This window comes from Pseudomonas sp. NPDC079367 (assembly GCF_044542195.1).
GTDB lineage: Bacteria > Pseudomonadota > Gammaproteobacteria > Pseudomonadales > Pseudomonadaceae > Aquipseudomonas.
In genome coordinates this window covers 242,527-258,795 of the sequence record NZ_JBITTW010000001.1, presented here as the reverse complement: position 1 = coordinate 258,795, position 16,269 = coordinate 242,527, and the positions used below count along the sequence as shown (strand labels likewise).

Genomic DNA, 16,269 nt, shown 5'->3' with positions numbered 1-16,269 from the left:
GCATGATTTTTCAGCGCTGGAGGTATCCAACATGCGCGTATCCAAAGCTCAGGCACAGGCCAATCGCGAGCACATTGTCGAAACGGCTTCCATGATGTTCCGCGAACGCGGTTATGACGGGGTTGGCGTGGCTGACCTGATGGCGGCCGCCGGTTTTACTCACGGTGGTTTCTACAAACACTTCGGCTCCAAGGCCGACTTGATGGCCGAAGCATCGGCCAACAGCCTGGCGCAGTCGCTGGCCGGCGCTGAAGCAATGAGCGTGCAGGATTTCATCGACGTGTACGTCTCGCGTGACCATCGCGACGGCCGGTCGACCGGTTGCACCATGGCGGCGTTGTGTGGCGATGCGGCGCGGCAGTCAGGGGATTTGAGGGCGGCGTTCGCCGAGGGCATCGAGCGCATGTTGCAGACGCTTGGCGAGAAATACCCGAGCGCAGCAGATGCACCAGAAGGTGAGGGCAGATCCCGAATGATCGATTTGCTCGCCCGTGCGGTCGGGGCAATCATGCTCTCGCGGGCCTGCCCGGATGACTCGGCACTGGCCGATGAGATTCTGACGGTGTGTCACGCCTCGATGACGGCGTCGTTGCCAGTCATCAAGGCGCCGGAAGATAAGCCGCAACACAGCTGAAGCAAAAGCCGCTCAGCCTGACCCCCTCTCGGAGGGAGAGGGCTGGGCGGGGGGCGTTGCCAAAGCCGTACGCCAGCGCCTTGCGTGAAGACACTCAGGCATGGAACGGGTAATCGACGTACCCGCGCTGATCGCCGCCGAAGAAACTGCTCGGATCCGGCGTGTTCAGCTCAAGCCCATCATGCAAGCGACGCGGCAGGTCCGGGTTGGCCAGGAATGGCCGGCCAAAGGCAATGATGTCGGCGCGATTGGCCTTTAGCGCTTGTTCGGCAGACTCGGCGTCGTAACCGCCAGCGAGGATCAACACGCCGTTCCAGGCCTGCCGCAGTTGGGCGATGATTGCGTCCCAGCGCGGGTCGAAATTCTCGTCCTTGACCGTGCCGACCATGGCCGGCTCGACCAGGTGCAGGTACGCCAGATTCCACTGGTTGAGCGCTTCGACCAGATAACCGAAGGTCGCCTCGGGCGTGTCATCACCCATGCCCATGAAACGGCCCATCGGCGTCAGGCGCACGCCGACGCGTTCGGCGCCGACTTCCTCGGCAACGGCGGCAACCACTTCGAGCAGAAAGCGCGCACGGTTCTCCACGCTGCCACCATAAGCATCATCGCGCTGGTTGCTGTTGCTGTTGAGAAACTGGTCGAGCAGATAACCGTTGCCGGCATGGATTTCCACGCCGTCCATGCCCGCGTTCAACGCGTTGCGCGCGGCGCGGCGATAGTCTTCAACGATGTCGGCAATTTCTGCGGTTCCGAGGGCGCGTGGTACCGGCACATCACCCCACACGCCGTTGCCGTGTTCATCGACGATAAAGGTCTTGCCCGGCACTGGCAGCGCGCTCGGGGCTACCGGCAGACCGGCGTCAGGCTGGAAACTGGGGTGCGAAACCCGGCCAACATGCCACAGCTGCATGAACACAAGACCTTTGGCCTCGTGCACCGCCGTGCTCACTTCACGCCAGGCCTGGACTTGCGCATCGGTGTAGATCCCCGGCGTCCACGCATAGCCCTGGCCTTGCTGAGAAATTTGCGTGGCCTCAGTGACGATCAGCGCGGCACTGGCACGTTGGCGGTAGTACTCGGCGTTCATCGCAGTCGGTACGTCGCCCGGTTGGCCGGCGCGTGAGCGGGTCAGGGGCGCCATCGCCACGCGATGGGCAAGGGTGTAAGGGCCGAGGGCGATGGGTTGGAACAGGCGACGGGTCATGGGTAGCTCCGGATGTCGATAAGTGGGGTTCAAGCGCGGCCGCCAGGTGCCGCGCGCCGTGCAGGTAACTTAACCGGGGGTGGCGGGGCTGATAATCCGTGGCCGGCGCTACGCAGTGTTGCGCGGCACGCAACGGCGCCCGCGCTCATCGGGCATGAGCGCGGGCGGGGTTCAGGCAGGTTGGCTGGAACGGGTCAGCGGCAGGTTCAGCCAGCGCCGGCCCGTGGCATTGCTGACCGCGTTGCCGAGCGCGGCAGCCATTGGCCCCTGAACGATTTCAGCGGCACCGAGGAAGGGTTCACCCGGTTGGTCGAGCAAGTGCACATCGACTTTTTTCGGCAATTGCGTAAACCGCAAAATCGGATAACCGCTCCAGTCGTAGCTGCGAATACCACCAGCGTCGTAGGCAACTTTTTCATAGAGCGTCCAGCTCGTCGACTGGACGATGCCGCCCTCGACCTGATTTCGCAGACCATCGGGGCTGACGATCTGGCCGACGTCGACCGCTGTCACCACATGATCGACACGGATCTCGCCGGTCTGCGGATGCACTCGCAATTTCACCGCGAGGGCGCAGTAACCCATGATGTTTTTGTAGCGGGCGAAGGCAAAACCGATTCCCGCGCCTGGCTCACTGCTCTTGTGTGGCCAGCCGATTTCGTCACGCACGCGCTCGATCACGGCACGAGCACGCGGATCGCTGAGATGAGCCAGCCGCAACGCCACCGGATTGAGCCCGGCCTTGATCGCCAACTCATCAATACCCGCCTCAATGGCGAAGATATTGATGTGCGCACCGAGCGAGCGCATGGCCGAGGTGCGAAAGGGCATGGTGGAGACGAAGTTCATGTTGATTCGCGTCGCGCTCACCTCGTACAGCGGCACCGCGTTGCGATCACCATCACCTTCGGGCAGGGCGATTGGCACCGATGGCGCCGAGGCGAAGGGTTTGGCCAATAGACGTGCCGGCAGCAGGCGTCCGGCGTTGACGATGCGCTCGTTGTGCGGCGTGGTCCACAGCTCGTAATTCCAGTCCTGCAAACGGCCCTGACTGAGGCCGGCATCGACTTCGGTGACCATCGCCGAACTGTACGGCTCCCAAAGATTTTCCTGCTCGCGCATCCATTGCACGCGCACCGGCGTGCCCGGCAGGCGCATGGCGATCAGCGCGGCATCGGCGGCGGCATCATCGGCGCCGTTGTGGCCGTAACAGCCCGACCCCTCGGTATGAATGCAGCGCACACGCTCCGGCGGCAGACGCAGCATTTCGGCGATGCCGGCGCGCAATGGATAGACGCCCTGGGTGTGGGTCCACACCGTGAGCACACCATCGTTGAACCAAGCCACCGCACAGGACGGGCCGATCGAACCGTGCATCAGATATTGCTTGGTGACCCGCGCCTTGAAGCGCGTTTCAGCCGCGCCGCCAGGATTGCCGTTGTTGCTGATCGGATAGCGCTTGGACGGCAGGTGCTTGAGCAAATCGTGGATGGTGGCGGCTTCGGGAATCGCCTCGCCACTGCTCCACTTGGCACTTTCAATGCCGGTGCGCATGGCTTTGATCGCTTGCCATTCATCTCGCGCGACCACCGCGAGATAGTTGCCGTCGCGGATTACCTTGACCACACCGTTCAACGCTTCAATGGACGCCGCATCGAAGGCCTGTAAAGCGCAGCCGGGACGCGGCGGGCGAATCACCCGCGCATGCAGCATGCCCGGCAAGCGCATATCCTGCACGAATGCCGCGCCGCCGCTGACCTTGGCCGGAATGTCGAGGCGCGGCAGGTTGTGCCCGATCAGTTTGAAGTCGGCCGCCGCCATCGCCGGTGATTGCGCCTTCGCGTATTGGTGCACGTCGACATGTTTGACTGCATCGGCGTAAGCCATGCGCTGCCCGCCCGGGCCTTCGATCACGCCATCGCGGGTGCTCAGTTGCGCAGCATCGACTTGCCAATTGCGCGCGGCGGCCTCGACGAGCATTTCGCGTACCTGCGCGGCCGCGTTGTACAGGGCGGTGCCGCTGTCGAAAATGCTGTGGCTGCCAGCGGTGTAGCCTTCGTTGGGCGTCAATGCTGTGTCGGCGGTGAGCAAGTTGATCGCGCTGGCCGGCACCTGTAAACGCTCGGCGGCGATTTGCAGCAACGCGGTTTTCACTCCGGTGCCCAGCTCGACCTTGCCGGTGTACACGGTGATGCCGTCGGAGCCGATGCGAATCCACGCGTCCAGAAAAGGGTTGGTGCGCAGGCTACCGGGCAGGTCCGGCGCCAACACCACAGTACCGAGGGTGTCGACTTCGGTGTCGGCCAACACACGCCGCGCTACCGGCATCAGCGTGAAGGCCATGAGCAACGCACCGCCGCGCAGGAAGGCCCGGCGGCTGGGGTTCAAGCCGTTTGCTTCGCTCATGTCAGGCTCCCGTTGTGCCCGGCCACCTGTTTGATCGCTTCGATGATGCGCAAATGCGTACCGCAACGGCACAGATTGCCGGCCATGTGTTCGCGGATGGTTTGTTCGTCCGGGTGCGGATCACGTTCGAGCAACGACTGTGCGCGCATCAGCATGCCGGCGATGCAGTAACCGCATTGCGCGGCCTGCTTGTCGATGAACGCCGCTTGCAGCGGGCCGGGTTTCTCCGCGCTGCCGAGGCTTTCCACGGTGCGGATCTTTTTGCCTTCAAGGCCGGCGCACGGCGTCAGGCAGGCGAACACCGGCTGGTCGTCGACGATTACCGTGCACGCGCCGCACTGGCCCAGGCCGCAGCCGTATTTAGCTCCGTTGAGGTTCAAGTGATTGCGCAGCGCGTACAGCAGTGGCATGTCCGGTTCCAGCTCCAGCGGCTGGGCGGCACCATTGACGGTGAGAGTGATCTGGCTCATTTCGTCTCCTGACGTAACGCTTCGATAGTGGAAGAGAGGTCGGCCCAGGGCTGCTCGGGTCGGGCTTGCTCACGCAGGTACGCCGCAAGTGCGCCGAGCTGCGCGTTGTCGAGGCTGGCGGCAAACGGCGGCATCACCGGGCCGGGCGCGCCGGGAATGGCGGGCACGCCTTCGAGCACGGTCTTGAGAAAATTGCGCGGGCTGGCCGCTTGCAGCACCGAGGTGCTGTGCAGGCCTGGGCGGCCGTCGATTTCGCGCATCGGCGCGGCGGCTGCGTGACACCCGGCGCAGGCACTGCTGAAGAGCAGCGCGCCGGTGCTGTCATCCGCTGGACTAGTCGGCTGCTTTTGCGCTGTGATTTCGGTCACCGCGTGCGGGTTTTGCAGGCTCAGCAGGTAGTCGGCAATCGCCTCGGCTTCGCTGGCCGGCAAACGCGCCAGGCTCAGGCTGACCGGGCGCATCGGGCCGGCGGGGGTGCCATGGCCATCGACCACGTCGGCGCGAAGATAGCCGACCAATTGCCCGCGATTCCATGGGTTGGCGCGTTGCCCGAGGCCAACCAGCGCCGGCGCTTGCCAGCCATCGACGCTGCCGCCCTGCAAATATTCCGAGGATTTTTCCGCGCCGATCAGGTTCAGCGGCGAATGGCAGCCAGCGCAGTGGCCCGGGCCGTCAACCAGATAACGTCCGCGATTCCATGCGGCGCTGTGTTCTGCCAGCGGCGTGAGCGGCTCGCCATGTAGAAACAGCAGGTTCCAGAACGACACCAGCGGGCGGATGTTCATCGGGAAATTCATCTGGTTCTGCCTGGCGGGGGCGTGTACGGCGGGGCCGTTCATCAAATACGCGTAGGCATCGGCGATGTCTTCTGCGCTCATGCGCCGGTAGTGCACGTAAGGAAACGCCGGGTAAAGAAAGTGGCCATCGCGGGCTACGCCCTCGCGCATCGCCCGTTCGAAGGCCGGTAATGACCATTCGCCGATACCGGTCTGCGCATCCGGGGTGATGTTGGTGCTGTATAGCGTGCCGAACGGCGTCACCAGCGGCAGCCCGCCGGCCAGGTATTCGCCGCCGGGACGGGTATGGCAGACCGCGCAATCACCGGCCTCGACCACCCGTGCGCCGCGTTGCAACTGCGCAGTATCGAATGACGTCGGGCGTTTGATCGGCGCGATCGCCGGGCGCCACATCAGCGCGACGGCGATGATCAGGCCGATCACCGCGAGCACGGCGACGCTGATCCACAAGGTTCTGGATTTGAGCAGATGGCTGTTCATGGTCGGCAGAACATCGCGGCGGGCAGTGGCAGGACGAGTGCAGTGCGGGTCATGGAAACGCTCCTTGTAGCAGCCGGGGAAGGGCGCCGATGCGGACGTCTGCGCCAGGAGCCAAAGCGTAGAGAAGACGCTTGCTGCGGAGAATCATCGGCCCGCGCAACAGCGCGTTGCGTCACAAGCAACGTTGCGCTCGGCGCATCAGTGCGTTGCCAGCAGCACGGATTCTCGTCGCCGCTGGCTGACCGTAGCCTTGGCAGCACATTCCCGAACTCAACGAGGTGTCACCATGCTTACGGGCAATCCTGCCGTTGCGGCCCCGGCCGAACAGCCTGCTTCACTCTCTGGCCTGATGGTCGCGTTTTTGGCGTTCTGCTGCGGCGCGGTCGTGGCCAACCTGTATTACGCGCAGCCCATCGTCGAACTGATCGCGCCGCAGATCGGCCTGTCCAGCGCCAATGCGAGCCTGATCGTGTCGCTGACGCAGTTCGGTTACGCGCTGGGCTTGTTGCTGCTGGTGCCGCTGGCCGACCTGATGGAGAACCGTCGTCTGGTGGTCGGTTTCACCGTCGCTGCGAGCGTGACGCTGCTGTGCGCTGGGCTGACTCATTCGCCGTCGCTGTTTCTGCTCTTGTCACTGCTGATCGGCCTGACGTCGGTGGCGGTGCAGATCCTCGTGCCGCTGGCCGCGCATCTGGCGCCGGAAGCCAGCCGGGGCCGCGTTGTCGGCAACATCATGAGCGGCCTGCTCTTGGGGATTCTGCTGTCGCGGCCGCTGTCGAGTCTGTTGGTCGAAGTGTTCGGCTGGCGCGGGGTGTTTTACAGCGCAGCGGCGCTGATGGCGGTGATCGCGTTGATTACCGCTGTGGCATTGCCGCGCCGCGTGCCGACGCACAAGGCCACTTACGTCGCGTTGATCGGTTCGGTGTTTGCCCTGGCCCGACGCTTTGCGGTGTTGCGTCAGCGGTCGCTGTACCAAGGCTTGCTGTTCGCCAGTTTCAGCCTGTTCTGGACGCTCGCGCCGATTGAGCTGATGCGTCATCACCGCTTCAGCCAGGCGCAAGTGGCGATCTTTGCGCTGGTTGGTGCGGTGGGTGCGATTGCCGCGCCGATTGCCGGGCGCCTGGCCGATGCCGGGCACGGTCGTCGCGGTACTTTGGTTGCGTTGCTGCTGGCGCCGTTGTCGCTGCTGATCGCCGCGCTGCCGGGCAGTGGTTACGTGTGGCTGGTGGTGTGTGCGGTGCTGCTGGATTTTGCCGTGCAACTGAACATGGTCCTCGGCCAACGTGAGGTCTACGCCCTCGACCCGCACAGCCGGGCCCGCCTGAATGCGGTGTACATGACCAGCATCTTCGTCGGCGGCGCTCTCGGCTCACTGGTCGCCAGCCCGCTCTACGAACACTTCGGCTGGAACCTCTCGGCCGTTGCCGTGGCGGTGTTGCCGGCGTTGGCGCTGGCGTTGTTCCTCGGTCGCAAGGCTGATCGGAGCTGAATTTCTGGCCCACCACAAAATCAATGTGGGAGAGGGGCTTGCTCCCGAAAGCGGTGGGTCAGCAGCGCATGTTTTGACTGGCGGAACGCCTTCGCGAGCAAGCCCGCTCCCACAGGACTTCCGGTACTCCGCACAATCGCTGACCGCCTACATAACCAGTGTGGGAGGGGGCTTGCTCCCGAAGGCGTTGGGTCAGCTTGCACATGCATTGACTGACCCCACGCTTTCGCGAGCAAGCCCGCTCCCACAAGGATTACGGGGTACACCGCCTGATCGCTGGCCCACCACAAAATCAACGTGGGAGGGGGCTTGCTCCCGAAAGCGGTGGGTCAGCAGCGCATGTTTCGGCTGACGGAACGCCTTCGGGAGCAAGCCCGCTCCCACAAGGATTACGGGCACACCGCCTGATCGCTGGCCCACCACAAAACCACTGTGGGAGGGGGCTTGCTCCCGAAGGCGTTGGGTCAGCTTGCACATGCATTGACTGACCCCACGCTTTCGCGAGCAAGCCCGCTCCCACAAAGTGAGGCACTTCGAGATGGAATTGTTTTCCGCACCCGGCGCCCTCAAGCACGACGATACAAGACGTGTGGCGGACGCTGATGCACAATCAGCGGCGCTCCCTCACCACCGGACCCCGCTTATGGACAAGTTGCTGGCCTTGAAGATGTTTGTTGAAACCGTGCGCTGCGGGGGCTATTCCTCGGCGGCGCGCAAGCTCGGGATTTCGACGTCTTCGGTGACCCGGCAAGTGGCCGGGCTGGAAAACGAGTTGGGCGCCAGCCTGCTCAATCGCACCACGCGCAACACCAGTGTCACCGTCGCAGGCCAAACCTATTTCGAAAAAGCCGTGGCGATTCTCGATGCCATCGACGAAGCCGATGCGGTGGTCGCTGATCGTGGCAGTGATGCCCAGGGTCGCTTGCGCATCAGCGTGCCGGTGGAGTTTGGCCGGCGGCTGATCGCGCCGCACCTGAGCCGCTTGCTCGAGCGCCATCCGGGGCTGGAGATCAGCCTGTCGTTGAGCGATCAGGTCAGCGATTTGCTCAGCGAGCAGATCGACGTTTCAGTGCGGCTCGGCTCGACGGTAGTCAGCGAGGACATCGTCAGCAAACGCGTCGGCCACTTTCAGCGCTGGATCGTCGCCAGCCCGGATTATCTGGCGCGCAGCGGCGTGCTGGAGCATCCACGAGACCTGCTTGAGCACCAATGCCTGCGTTTCGATTACGGCGGCAGCCATCACCACTGGACCTTCCAGGGTGACGAAGAGCCGATTCAGCTCAACGTTCAGGGTCGCCTGCAAAGCAACAACGCCGACATCCTTCGCGAAGCCGCGATCGGTGGCGGCGGGGTGACGCTGCTGGCCGACTGGCTGGTGCGCGACGATGTCGCCGCCGGGCGCCTGACGCGCTTGCTCGAGCACTACGAGGTCAACCCCGGCAGCGCCAGCAGTTGCATCAACGCGCTGTACTTGCCCAATCACCGCGGCTCGAGCCGGATCAACGTGTTCATCGATTTCCTCGTGGAAATTCTCAAACCCGCCGCACCCGCCGCTTAGCGCTGCACACACTGATGCTGCGGCCGCTTGAGACTGCTTGTATGCTTGCGCCCCGGAACACATGGCCGCCGTGAGTGCCGACGTTCGAATGATGGCTGGAATGGACACCGGACTTCCCTAAGGTACTGACGTGAAGCGTGATACTCGCCTTGTAATGCTCCTGCTGCTGGTGATCGGCTGTTCCCTGACTTCGCTGACAATCTGGAAAGTCTGGTCTTCGCGTGAACGCGCGCTGGCGGAAGTCGACGTGCATGGTTTGAACCTGACCCAGGCGCTCAACACCTACACCGAAGGCATCGTCCGGCAAAGCTCGCTGCTCTTGCTCGGGCTGGTCGAGCGTCTGGAAGCTGAGGGCGATGGCCCGGCGCAGATTCAGCGCATCAAAGCCCTGATCGACAGCCAGCAGTCATTAATGCCGCAGCTCAGCGGTATCACCATTTATGACCGGCACGGGGATTGGCTTATGTCCTCCAACCGCCCCATTCCAGCCGGTGCGAACAGCAGCGACCGCACCTATTTCAGGCACCACCGTGAAGACCCGAGCCGCGAGTCGTTCATTGGGCCGCCGATCCAGAGCCGTTCCAATCACGAGTGGGTGGTGACCATCAGCCGGCGTTTCAACGACGCCGATGGCCAGTTCGCCGGGGTGGTGTCAGTGACGCTGGGAGTTGAAAACTTTCTTCGCGTATTCGGCAAGCTTGACGTTGGCCAGGACGGCGCGATCGGTCTGTCGTACACCGACGGCACGCTGCTGGTGCGTTACCCGTTCCGCGAGCAGGACATGGGCCGCAACTTCTCCAAGTCGCCGATCTACGCCAAATACCTGATCGACCGCTCGGTCGGCACCGCCTCGTACACCTCCAGCCTCGACGGCGTCGAGCGCTTGTACGCCTTCCGCAAAAGCGAAACCCTGCCGCTGATCACCACCGTAGCTTTAGGCAAGGACGAAGCGCTCGCGGCGTGGCGTATCGAAGCGGCGTTGTCGGCGGTGGTGGTGGTCGGGCTGCTGGGGCTGACAGGGCTGATCGGCTGGTTCCTGATCCTTGATATCCGCCGCCGCACCGAGGCAGAGGAAGCGTTGCGCGATGCACAGCAGCAATTGCTCGCGTCCAATCGCCAACTGGAATTGCTGGCGATGAAGGACGCGCTGACCGGTCTGGCCAACCGCCGCTGCTTTGATGAAACCCTGGCAGTGGAAGCCCGGCGGGCGCAGCGTGACGGGAGCTCGCTGGCCCTGCTGATGATTGATATCGACCACTTCAAATTGTTCAACGATGCCTTGGGTCACGTCGCCGGCGATGTCTGTCTGCAAGCGGTCAGCAAGATTCTTGAAAGCTGCGTGCGGCGTCCGTCTGATCTGGTCGCACGCTACGGCGGCGAGGAAATGGCGGTGATCATGCCCGCCACCGACAGCGCCGGTGCGACGGTGGTAGCGCAACTGGTGCTCAAGCGGTTGCAACAGGCGAACATTGTCCATCCGGGCAGCCCGTTCGGTCGGGTCACGGTAAGTATTGGTATGGCAGTGGCAATGGGCGCGCAGCTGGATTCGCTGTCGGCGTTGATCGAGGACGCCGATCAGGCGCTGTATCGCGCAAAAGCGGCGGGGCGCAACGCTATGGCCGGACAGGCCTGAGGCGCACTAGAAAGCTTCGCCATTATCCAGTTTCGCCAAGAGCATCTGCCCGCGGTGCCACAGTGCATCCTGTTTGGCCAGCGGCATGCGGTCGAGGTTCTTGTACATCATGCCCATGCGCTGATTGCCGCGCAGGATATCGCCGTGGCGCATGAGGAAGTGCCAGTACAGCGCGTTGAACGGGCAGGCATCGTCCGCGCTGCTTTCCTTGACCTTGTAGGCGCAATCGCCGCAGTAATCCGACATCCGATTGATGTACTGGCCGCTGGCGCAGTAAGGCTTGGAGCCGAGATAACCGCCGTCGGCGTGCATGACCATGCCCAAGGTGTTGGGCAGTTCGACCCAGTCAAAGGCGTCCATGTAAATCGCCAGATACCACTCGCAGATTTGCTTGGGCGCAATCCCGGCGAGCAAGGCGAAGTTGCCAGTGACCATCAGCCGCTGGATGTGGTGCGCGTAGGCATGTTGCAGGCTTTGGCCGATGGCCTGGCGCATGCAGTTCATCTGCGTGTCACCGGTCCAGTAGAACTCCGGCAACACGCGCGAATTGCCGAACACATTGCCCTCGGCGTAGTCCGGCATCTTCAGCCAGTACACACCGCGTACGTATTCACGCCAGCCGATCAATTGTCGAATGAAGCCTTCGGCAGCGTTGAGGGCGATGCTGCCCGCCCAGTAAGCGGCCTCGACATCGCTGCATAGCTGGCGCAGATCGAGCAGGCCGATGTTCAGCGCCGCGCTGATCCGCGCGTGAAACAGGAACGGTTCATCACTGGCCATAGCGTCCTGGTAATCACCGAATCCGGCCAGCGCATAGTCGAGAAAGTATTGCCACAAGGCCTGTGCGTCGGCGTGGGTCACCGGGTAGTTGAAGTCATCCAGCGTGCCGTAATGGCTGGCGAAGCGCTCGCCGACCAACGCCAGCACCTCTTGGGTGATTGCGTCATTGGTGAAACGTGCCGGGTAGGGCGGTTTGGCGTGTTTGGGCAGGGCCTTGCGATTCTCCGCATCGAAATTCCACGCACCGCCGACCGGCGTGCCGTCGCCATTGAGCAGCAGCCGACTCTTGCGCCGCATCTCGCGGTAGAAAAACTCCATGCGCAGCTGTTTCTTGCCGCTGGCCCAATTGGAGAACTCTTCGCGGGAGCAGAGGAAACGGCGGTCTGAATGCCAATGCACAGGCAAACCTGAATCCTTGATCGACTGTTCGAGGCGCCAGTCGCCGCATTCGGTGACGTGGATTTCTTCGGCGCCGGTGAGGGTTTGCCAGCGCTGTAATTCCGCCGGGACTGTGCCGCTGTTGTCCGGGTCGTCAAGGGTGACGTATTGGACGCGGTAGCCCTGGCTGCGCAACGCCTCGGCAAAGTGACGCATGGCGCTGAAGATCAGGGCGATTTTTTGCGGATGATGGGCGACGTGGGTCGCTTCCTCCATGACCTCGACCATCAGCAGCAGGTCATGCTGGGGATCGAGGTGCTGCAGGGAGGCCAGGTCGAAAGACAGCTGGTCGCCGAGGATCAGGAGCAAACGGTGGGCAGCGTTCATTTGGGAGATCCGTTAGGGGCCTCCAATAGTTATACAAATATATAGTCATGTACAGGTTTGGGGCAGTAATGGAGTTCACATCCGGGAGGGGCTTGCTCGCGACGGCGTTGGCTCAGCTTGCACCTGCATTGACTGACCCGACGCATTCGCGAGCAAGCCCGCTCCCACAGGGATTACGGGCACACCGCGTGATCGCCGGCCCAGCACAAAACCAGTGTGGGAGGGGGCTTGCTCCCGAAGGCGTTGGCTCAGCCTGCACATTTGTTGGCTGATCCAACGCATTCGCGAGCAAGCCCGCTCCCACAGGGATTACGGGCACACCGCGTGATCGCCGGCCCAGCACAAAACCAATGTGGGAGGGGCTTGCCCCCAACGGCGTTGGCTCAGCTTGCACCTGCATTGACTGACCCGACGCATTCGCGAGCAAGCCCGCTCCCACAGGGGTTACGGGCACACCGCGTGATCGCTGGCCCAGCACAAAACCAGTGTGGGAGGGGGCTTGCTCCCGAAGGCGTTGGCTCAGCCTGCACATTTGTTGGCTGATCCAACGCATTCGCGAGCAGCTCCCTCAGGGAGGGTGTGTTGGTTTGTCAGGCTGGGTACGTCGGGTAATCGATATAACCCTCGGCACCGCCGCCATACACCGTCGCCGGGTTCAACTGATTCAACGGCCAGTCATTGGCAATCCGCGCCGGCAGGTCCGGGTTGGCCATGAATGGCCGGCCAAACGCGACCAGATCCGCCAGCCCCGACTCAAGCAATTGCGCCCCGGTTTTGGCGTTGTAGCGCCCGGCATAAATGATCGCGCCGCTGAAGGTCTCGCGCACGGCCTGGCGAAAGGCATGCGGCATCGCTGGGGCATTGTCCCAGTCGGCTTCGGCGATGGACAGATAGGCGATGCCCACGTCTTCGAGAATCTTGATCGCGGCAATGTAAGTGCTGTGCGGATCTTCCTCGACCAGACCCAGATACGTCCGCGCTTCATCGGTTGTGCTGAACAGCGGCGCAAAACGCACACCGACCTTGTCTTTGCCAATGCATTCGGCGACGCCAGCCACCACTTCGCGCAAGAAGCGCAAGCGATTGTCCAGCGAGCCACCGTACTGGTCGGTGCGCAAATTGCTATGTGCGGAGATGAACTGGTTGACCAGATAACCGTTGGCGCAATGCAGTTCGATGCCGTCGAAACCCGCCTCCATTGCGTTGCGCGCGGCCTGGATATACAGCTGAATCAACTCCTGCACTTGCTCCGTGCTCAGCGCGCGCGGAGCCGACGGCGGTACCAGTTCACCAACACCGGGCGCGGTTTCGATGAACACACTGACGCGATCCGTGGCGACCGCAGAGGCTGATACCGGCGCGTCACCATTGGGCTGCAATGCGGTGTGCGAAACCCGGCCGACATGCCAGAGCTGGGCGAAGATCACACCATCCACGGCGTGCACCGCCTCGGTGACTTTGCGCCAACCGGCGATCTGCTCAGACGTGTGAATGCCCGGCGTCCACGCGTAACCCTGGCCGCGCGGTTCGATCTGCGTGCCTTCGGTGACCAGCAAACCGGCACCGGCGCGCTGTTGGTAGTACTCGGCCATCAATTCGTTGGCGACATTGCCCGGTTGCGTGCTGCGCTGGCGGGTGAGAGGTGGCAGGACGATACGGTTTTTCAGGGCGTGTGTGCCCAATTTGGCAGGCGTGAAGAAAGCGTTGTTCATGAAGTAAGCCTTGAGTCTGATTAGACCAGTCGACTAGTGACTGGGCAAAAAAACAACGCCGGGCTGTACGCACGCGGCGTTGATCGGGGTGGAGCGACGGGTTCAGCCGAGCATCTTCAACAATTTGTCGGCAACGGCGGCGGAACTGGCTGGGTTCTGCCCAGTGACCAGTTGCCCGTCAGCCACTACATGCACCTGCCAGTCGGCGACTTTCGAATAGCGCCCGCCCAGACGCTGGAATTCGTCTTCGATGAGGAACGGCACCACGTCAGTCAGGCCGACCGCGGCTTCTTCGGCGTTGGTAAAACCGGTGACGTCACGACCCTTGACGATTGGCTGGCCGTCAGCGCGCACCACATGGCGCAACACGCCCGGTGCGTGGCAGACAAAACCGTGCGGCTTGTTGGCGCGGTCGAAGGCTTCGATCAGTGCGATCGAGGCCTTGTCTTCGGCCAGATCCCACAGCGGGCCGTGGCCACCTGGGTAGAACACTGCGTCGAAATCTTCAGCCTTCACATCTGCCAAACGACCCGTGCTGGCCAATGCTTTTTGAGCCGCCGGATCAGCGCGGAAGCGATCGGTTTCGGCAGTTTGCGCGCCGGGCTCATCGCTTTTCGGATCAAGCGGTGGCTGGCCTCCGGCAGGCGATACCAGCGTGACATCGGCGCCGGCGTCTTTGAACGCGTAGTAGGGCGCGGCGAACTCTTCCAGCCAGAAACCGGTTTTCTTGCCGGTGTTGCCGAGTTGATCGTGGGAAGTCAGAACCATCAAGATTTTCATAGAGCACCCTTGGGTTGGTCAGGCATCGGCACAAGGCGAGGAATTCGCTCAGCGTCGGCACCGCATGAATTTGTGTGTCGGGGCGCAGCATAGTTTCCAATTAGACCAGTCGTCTAGTAATTTTTTCAGAAAATGTTTTTGCCCGTCGGTTATGGCAAACTCCCGGTCCTGAAAACTATACGACTGGTCTATTGTCTGGAATTTTGCGCACCATGAAGCCGACCTTTGACGACACCCGCCAACACTTGCTCGACACCGGCCACCGGATGATGGCCGAGAAAGGCTTCACCAGCGTCGGCCTCAACGAGATCCTGCAGACCGCCGGCGTGCCTAAGGGCTCGTTCTATCACTACTTCAAATCCAAGGAGTTGTACGGCCAGGCGCTACTCGAGGATTACTTCGTCGACTACCTCGCCGACATGGAGCGCCGCCTGACATTGCCTGGGCTGTCTGCCTTCGAGCGTTTGATGGATTACTGGCAGGGCTGGCAGAACCGCTGCACCCTCGAAGGCCACGGCGATGAATGCCTGGTGGTGAAACTCAGCGCCGAAGTCGCCGACCTGTCCGAATCGATGCGCCTGACCCTGCGCGACGGCGCCGAACGCATCGTCGCGCGCATCACCGAATGCATCGAACAGGGGCAGATCGACAAAAGCCTGCCCCAAGGCGAAGCGCGCAAGTTGGCGGAGACGCTGTATCAGCTCTGGCTCGGCGCCAGTTTGCTGAACAAATTGCAGCGCACCGGTCAGTCGCTGGAAACCTCCATGGCCATGACCCGGCAGTTGTTGCGAGTCTGAGCGTGCCGGGGGGGGGGTCCTTAAGCTTGAAGGCGGAGCCACCGGCCTCTTCGCGAGCAAGCCCGCTCCCACAGGTTTTCGCGGTGGGTGCAAAACCCCGGCAACACACAAAACCCATGTGGGAGCGGGCTTGCTCGCGAAGGCGGCGGCCCATTCAACACTTTCATCGCCTGACCCAATGTATTCGCGAGCAAGCCCGCTCCCACAGGGGACCTGTGTTGATTTTGGAATTGGGGACCAGCAGTCCATTCAAACTCAGGCAGGCGCGCTGTCTTCGGGCAGTTGGGCATACCACTGCGCATACGGGGTATTGCTCACCTTGCGTCGGTTGTAATCCGGGCTGTCGTCGTCCCACCACACCGGCCCGCGTTCACCCAGCGCGACTTTGACCTCGTCCACTCGAGCTCTCGCTGACTTCAACGCCTGTGCATCGTACGCACGTTTCGCCTGCTTCACCGCACGCCGGGCCGCCATGAGATCTGCGACCAGCGACTCGCGTTCGGCGGGTGGCAGCGATGGATTGCTGCAACGCCAGAGCTGCTGCTTGACTACGAAATAGCGGCCATCGGGGGTGGTGGGGTACACGATAATTTCCTTACTCGCCGGTTCTACCAGCGTACCTACCTTCGACGTCCCCTCAGTCACGCACGTTCCGTTCAGTCCCCAACGCTGAACAGCAATCCTGACCAACATGACAAATAAGAATAAGTTTCAATTACTAATGCGCCGGTATACCATGCGCCGCGTTTTCATTGGCGGTT

Annotated in this window: 13 protein-coding genes; 5 read left to right on the top strand and 8 right to left on the bottom strand. The window is 62.4% G+C overall.

The genetic code is table 11. The annotated features are described in order from the left end of the window. Positions 1–31 precede the first annotated feature (31 nt). Positions 32–634, top strand: a complete 603-nt coding sequence (locus tag ACIGDJ_RS01070) for a TetR/AcrR family transcriptional regulator (protein ID WP_397478149.1) — start codon at positions 32–34, stop codon at positions 632–634. 94 nt (positions 635–728) lie between these two features. Here ACIGDJ_RS01070 and ACIGDJ_RS01065 read toward each other — a convergent pair whose 3' ends face one another. The 4 genes from ACIGDJ_RS01065 to ACIGDJ_RS01050 form a co-directional block, all read right to left on the bottom strand. Next, positions 729–1,841, bottom strand: coding sequence for an alkene reductase (locus ACIGDJ_RS01065; protein ID WP_397478148.1), 1,113 nt, complete (start codon positions 1,839–1,841; stop codon positions 729–731). A gap of 171 nt (positions 1,842–2,012) precedes the next feature. Beyond that, complete coding sequence (locus tag ACIGDJ_RS01060) at positions 2,013–4,247, bottom strand: molybdopterin cofactor-binding domain-containing protein (RefSeq protein ID WP_397478147.1); 2,235 nt, start codon at positions 4,245–4,247, stop codon at positions 2,013–2,015. Continuing rightward, positions 4,244–4,717, bottom strand: coding sequence for a 2Fe-2S iron-sulfur cluster-binding protein (locus tag ACIGDJ_RS01055; RefSeq protein WP_313005868.1), 474 nt, complete (start codon positions 4,715–4,717; stop codon positions 4,244–4,246). Before ACIGDJ_RS01055 ends, ACIGDJ_RS01060 begins: the two co-directional genes overlap by 4 nt. Next, a complete protein-coding gene (locus tag ACIGDJ_RS01050) occupies positions 4,714–5,994 on the bottom strand; it encodes a c-type cytochrome (protein ID WP_397478146.1) in 1,281 nt (426 codons plus the stop codon). The genes ACIGDJ_RS01055 and ACIGDJ_RS01050 overlap by 4 nt, the downstream gene beginning before the upstream one ends. 286 nt (positions 5,995–6,280) lie before the next feature. Here ACIGDJ_RS01050 and ACIGDJ_RS01045 point away from each other — a divergent pair, with 286 nt between their 5' ends. From ACIGDJ_RS01045 to ACIGDJ_RS01035, 3 genes are all read left to right on the top strand, one after another. Beyond that, positions 6,281–7,483 (top strand): MFS transporter, encoded by a 1,203-nt coding sequence (locus tag ACIGDJ_RS01045; RefSeq protein WP_397478145.1) that lies wholly within the window; start codon positions 6,281–6,283, stop codon positions 7,481–7,483. Positions 7,484–8,126: 643 nt separating this feature from the next. Then, a complete protein-coding gene (locus ACIGDJ_RS01040) occupies positions 8,127–9,041 on the top strand; it encodes a LysR family transcriptional regulator (RefSeq protein WP_101159597.1) in 915 nt (304 codons plus the stop codon). A gap of 130 nt (positions 9,042–9,171) precedes the next feature. Next, on the top strand, positions 9,172–10,674 hold the full coding sequence (locus ACIGDJ_RS01035; protein ID WP_397478144.1) for a diguanylate cyclase: 1,503 nt from the start codon (positions 9,172–9,174) through the stop codon (positions 10,672–10,674). Between the two features lie 6 nt (positions 10,675–10,680). Here the strand turns inward: ACIGDJ_RS01035 and ACIGDJ_RS01030 are convergent, their stop codons facing one another. The 3 genes from ACIGDJ_RS01030 to ACIGDJ_RS01020 form a co-directional block, all read right to left on the bottom strand. Next, complete coding sequence (locus ACIGDJ_RS01030) at positions 10,681–12,219, bottom strand: cryptochrome/photolyase family protein (RefSeq protein ID WP_397478143.1); 1,539 nt, start codon at positions 12,217–12,219, stop codon at positions 10,681–10,683. Positions 12,220–12,809: 590 nt separating this feature from the next. Further along, on the bottom strand, positions 12,810–13,931 hold the full coding sequence (locus ACIGDJ_RS01025; RefSeq protein ID WP_397478142.1) for an alkene reductase: 1,122 nt from the start codon (positions 13,929–13,931) through the stop codon (positions 12,810–12,812). Between the two features lie 102 nt (positions 13,932–14,033). Continuing rightward, positions 14,034–14,711, bottom strand: coding sequence for a type 1 glutamine amidotransferase domain-containing protein (locus ACIGDJ_RS01020; protein WP_397478141.1), 678 nt, complete (start codon positions 14,709–14,711; stop codon positions 14,034–14,036). A gap of 212 nt (positions 14,712–14,923) precedes the next feature. On the opposite strand from ACIGDJ_RS01020, the gene ACIGDJ_RS01015 reads away from it, so the two are divergent. After that, positions 14,924–15,508, top strand: a complete 585-nt coding sequence (locus ACIGDJ_RS01015; protein ID WP_397478140.1) for a TetR/AcrR family transcriptional regulator — start codon at positions 14,924–14,926, stop codon at positions 15,506–15,508. A gap of 255 nt (positions 15,509–15,763) precedes the next feature. Here ACIGDJ_RS01015 and ACIGDJ_RS01010 read toward each other — a convergent pair whose 3' ends face one another. Next, positions 15,764–16,093: a hypothetical protein gene (locus ACIGDJ_RS01010; RefSeq protein ID WP_313005854.1), complete on the bottom strand. Its 330-nt coding sequence runs from the start codon at positions 16,091–16,093 to the stop codon at positions 15,764–15,766. Between the last annotated feature and the right edge of the window lie 176 nt (positions 16,094–16,269).

Excerpts from the sequence above, each read along its gene's own strand:
- ACIGDJ_RS01070 (WP_397478149.1), top strand. The coding sequence starts at position 32 with ATGCGCGTATCCAAAGCTCAGGCACAGGCCAATCGCGAGCACATTGTC.
- ACIGDJ_RS01065 (WP_397478148.1), bottom strand. The coding sequence starts at position 1,841 with ATGACCCGTCGCCTGTTCCAACCCATCGCCCTCGGCCCTTACACCCTT.
- ACIGDJ_RS01060 (WP_397478147.1), bottom strand. The coding sequence starts at position 4,247 with ATGAGCGAAGCAAACGGCTTGAACCCCAGCCGCCGGGCCTTCCTGCGC.
- ACIGDJ_RS01055 (WP_313005868.1), bottom strand. The coding sequence starts at position 4,717 with ATGAGCCAGATCACTCTCACCGTCAATGGTGCCGCCCAGCCGCTGGAG.
- ACIGDJ_RS01050 (WP_397478146.1), bottom strand. The coding sequence starts at position 5,994 with ATGAACAGCCATCTGCTCAAATCCAGAACCTTGTGGATCAGCGTCGCC.
- ACIGDJ_RS01045 (WP_397478145.1), top strand. The coding sequence starts at position 6,281 with ATGCTTACGGGCAATCCTGCCGTTGCGGCCCCGGCCGAACAGCCTGCT.
- ACIGDJ_RS01040 (WP_101159597.1), top strand. The coding sequence starts at position 8,127 with ATGGACAAGTTGCTGGCCTTGAAGATGTTTGTTGAAACCGTGCGCTGC.
- ACIGDJ_RS01030 (WP_397478143.1), bottom strand. The coding sequence starts at position 12,219 with ATGAACGCTGCCCACCGTTTGCTCCTGATCCTCGGCGACCAGCTGTCT.
- ACIGDJ_RS01025 (WP_397478142.1), bottom strand. The coding sequence starts at position 13,931 with ATGAACAACGCTTTCTTCACGCCTGCCAAATTGGGCACACACGCCCTG.
- ACIGDJ_RS01020 (WP_397478141.1), bottom strand. The coding sequence starts at position 14,711 with ATGAAAATCTTGATGGTTCTGACTTCCCACGATCAACTCGGCAACACC.
- ACIGDJ_RS01015 (WP_397478140.1), top strand. The coding sequence starts at position 14,924 with ATGAAGCCGACCTTTGACGACACCCGCCAACACTTGCTCGACACCGGC.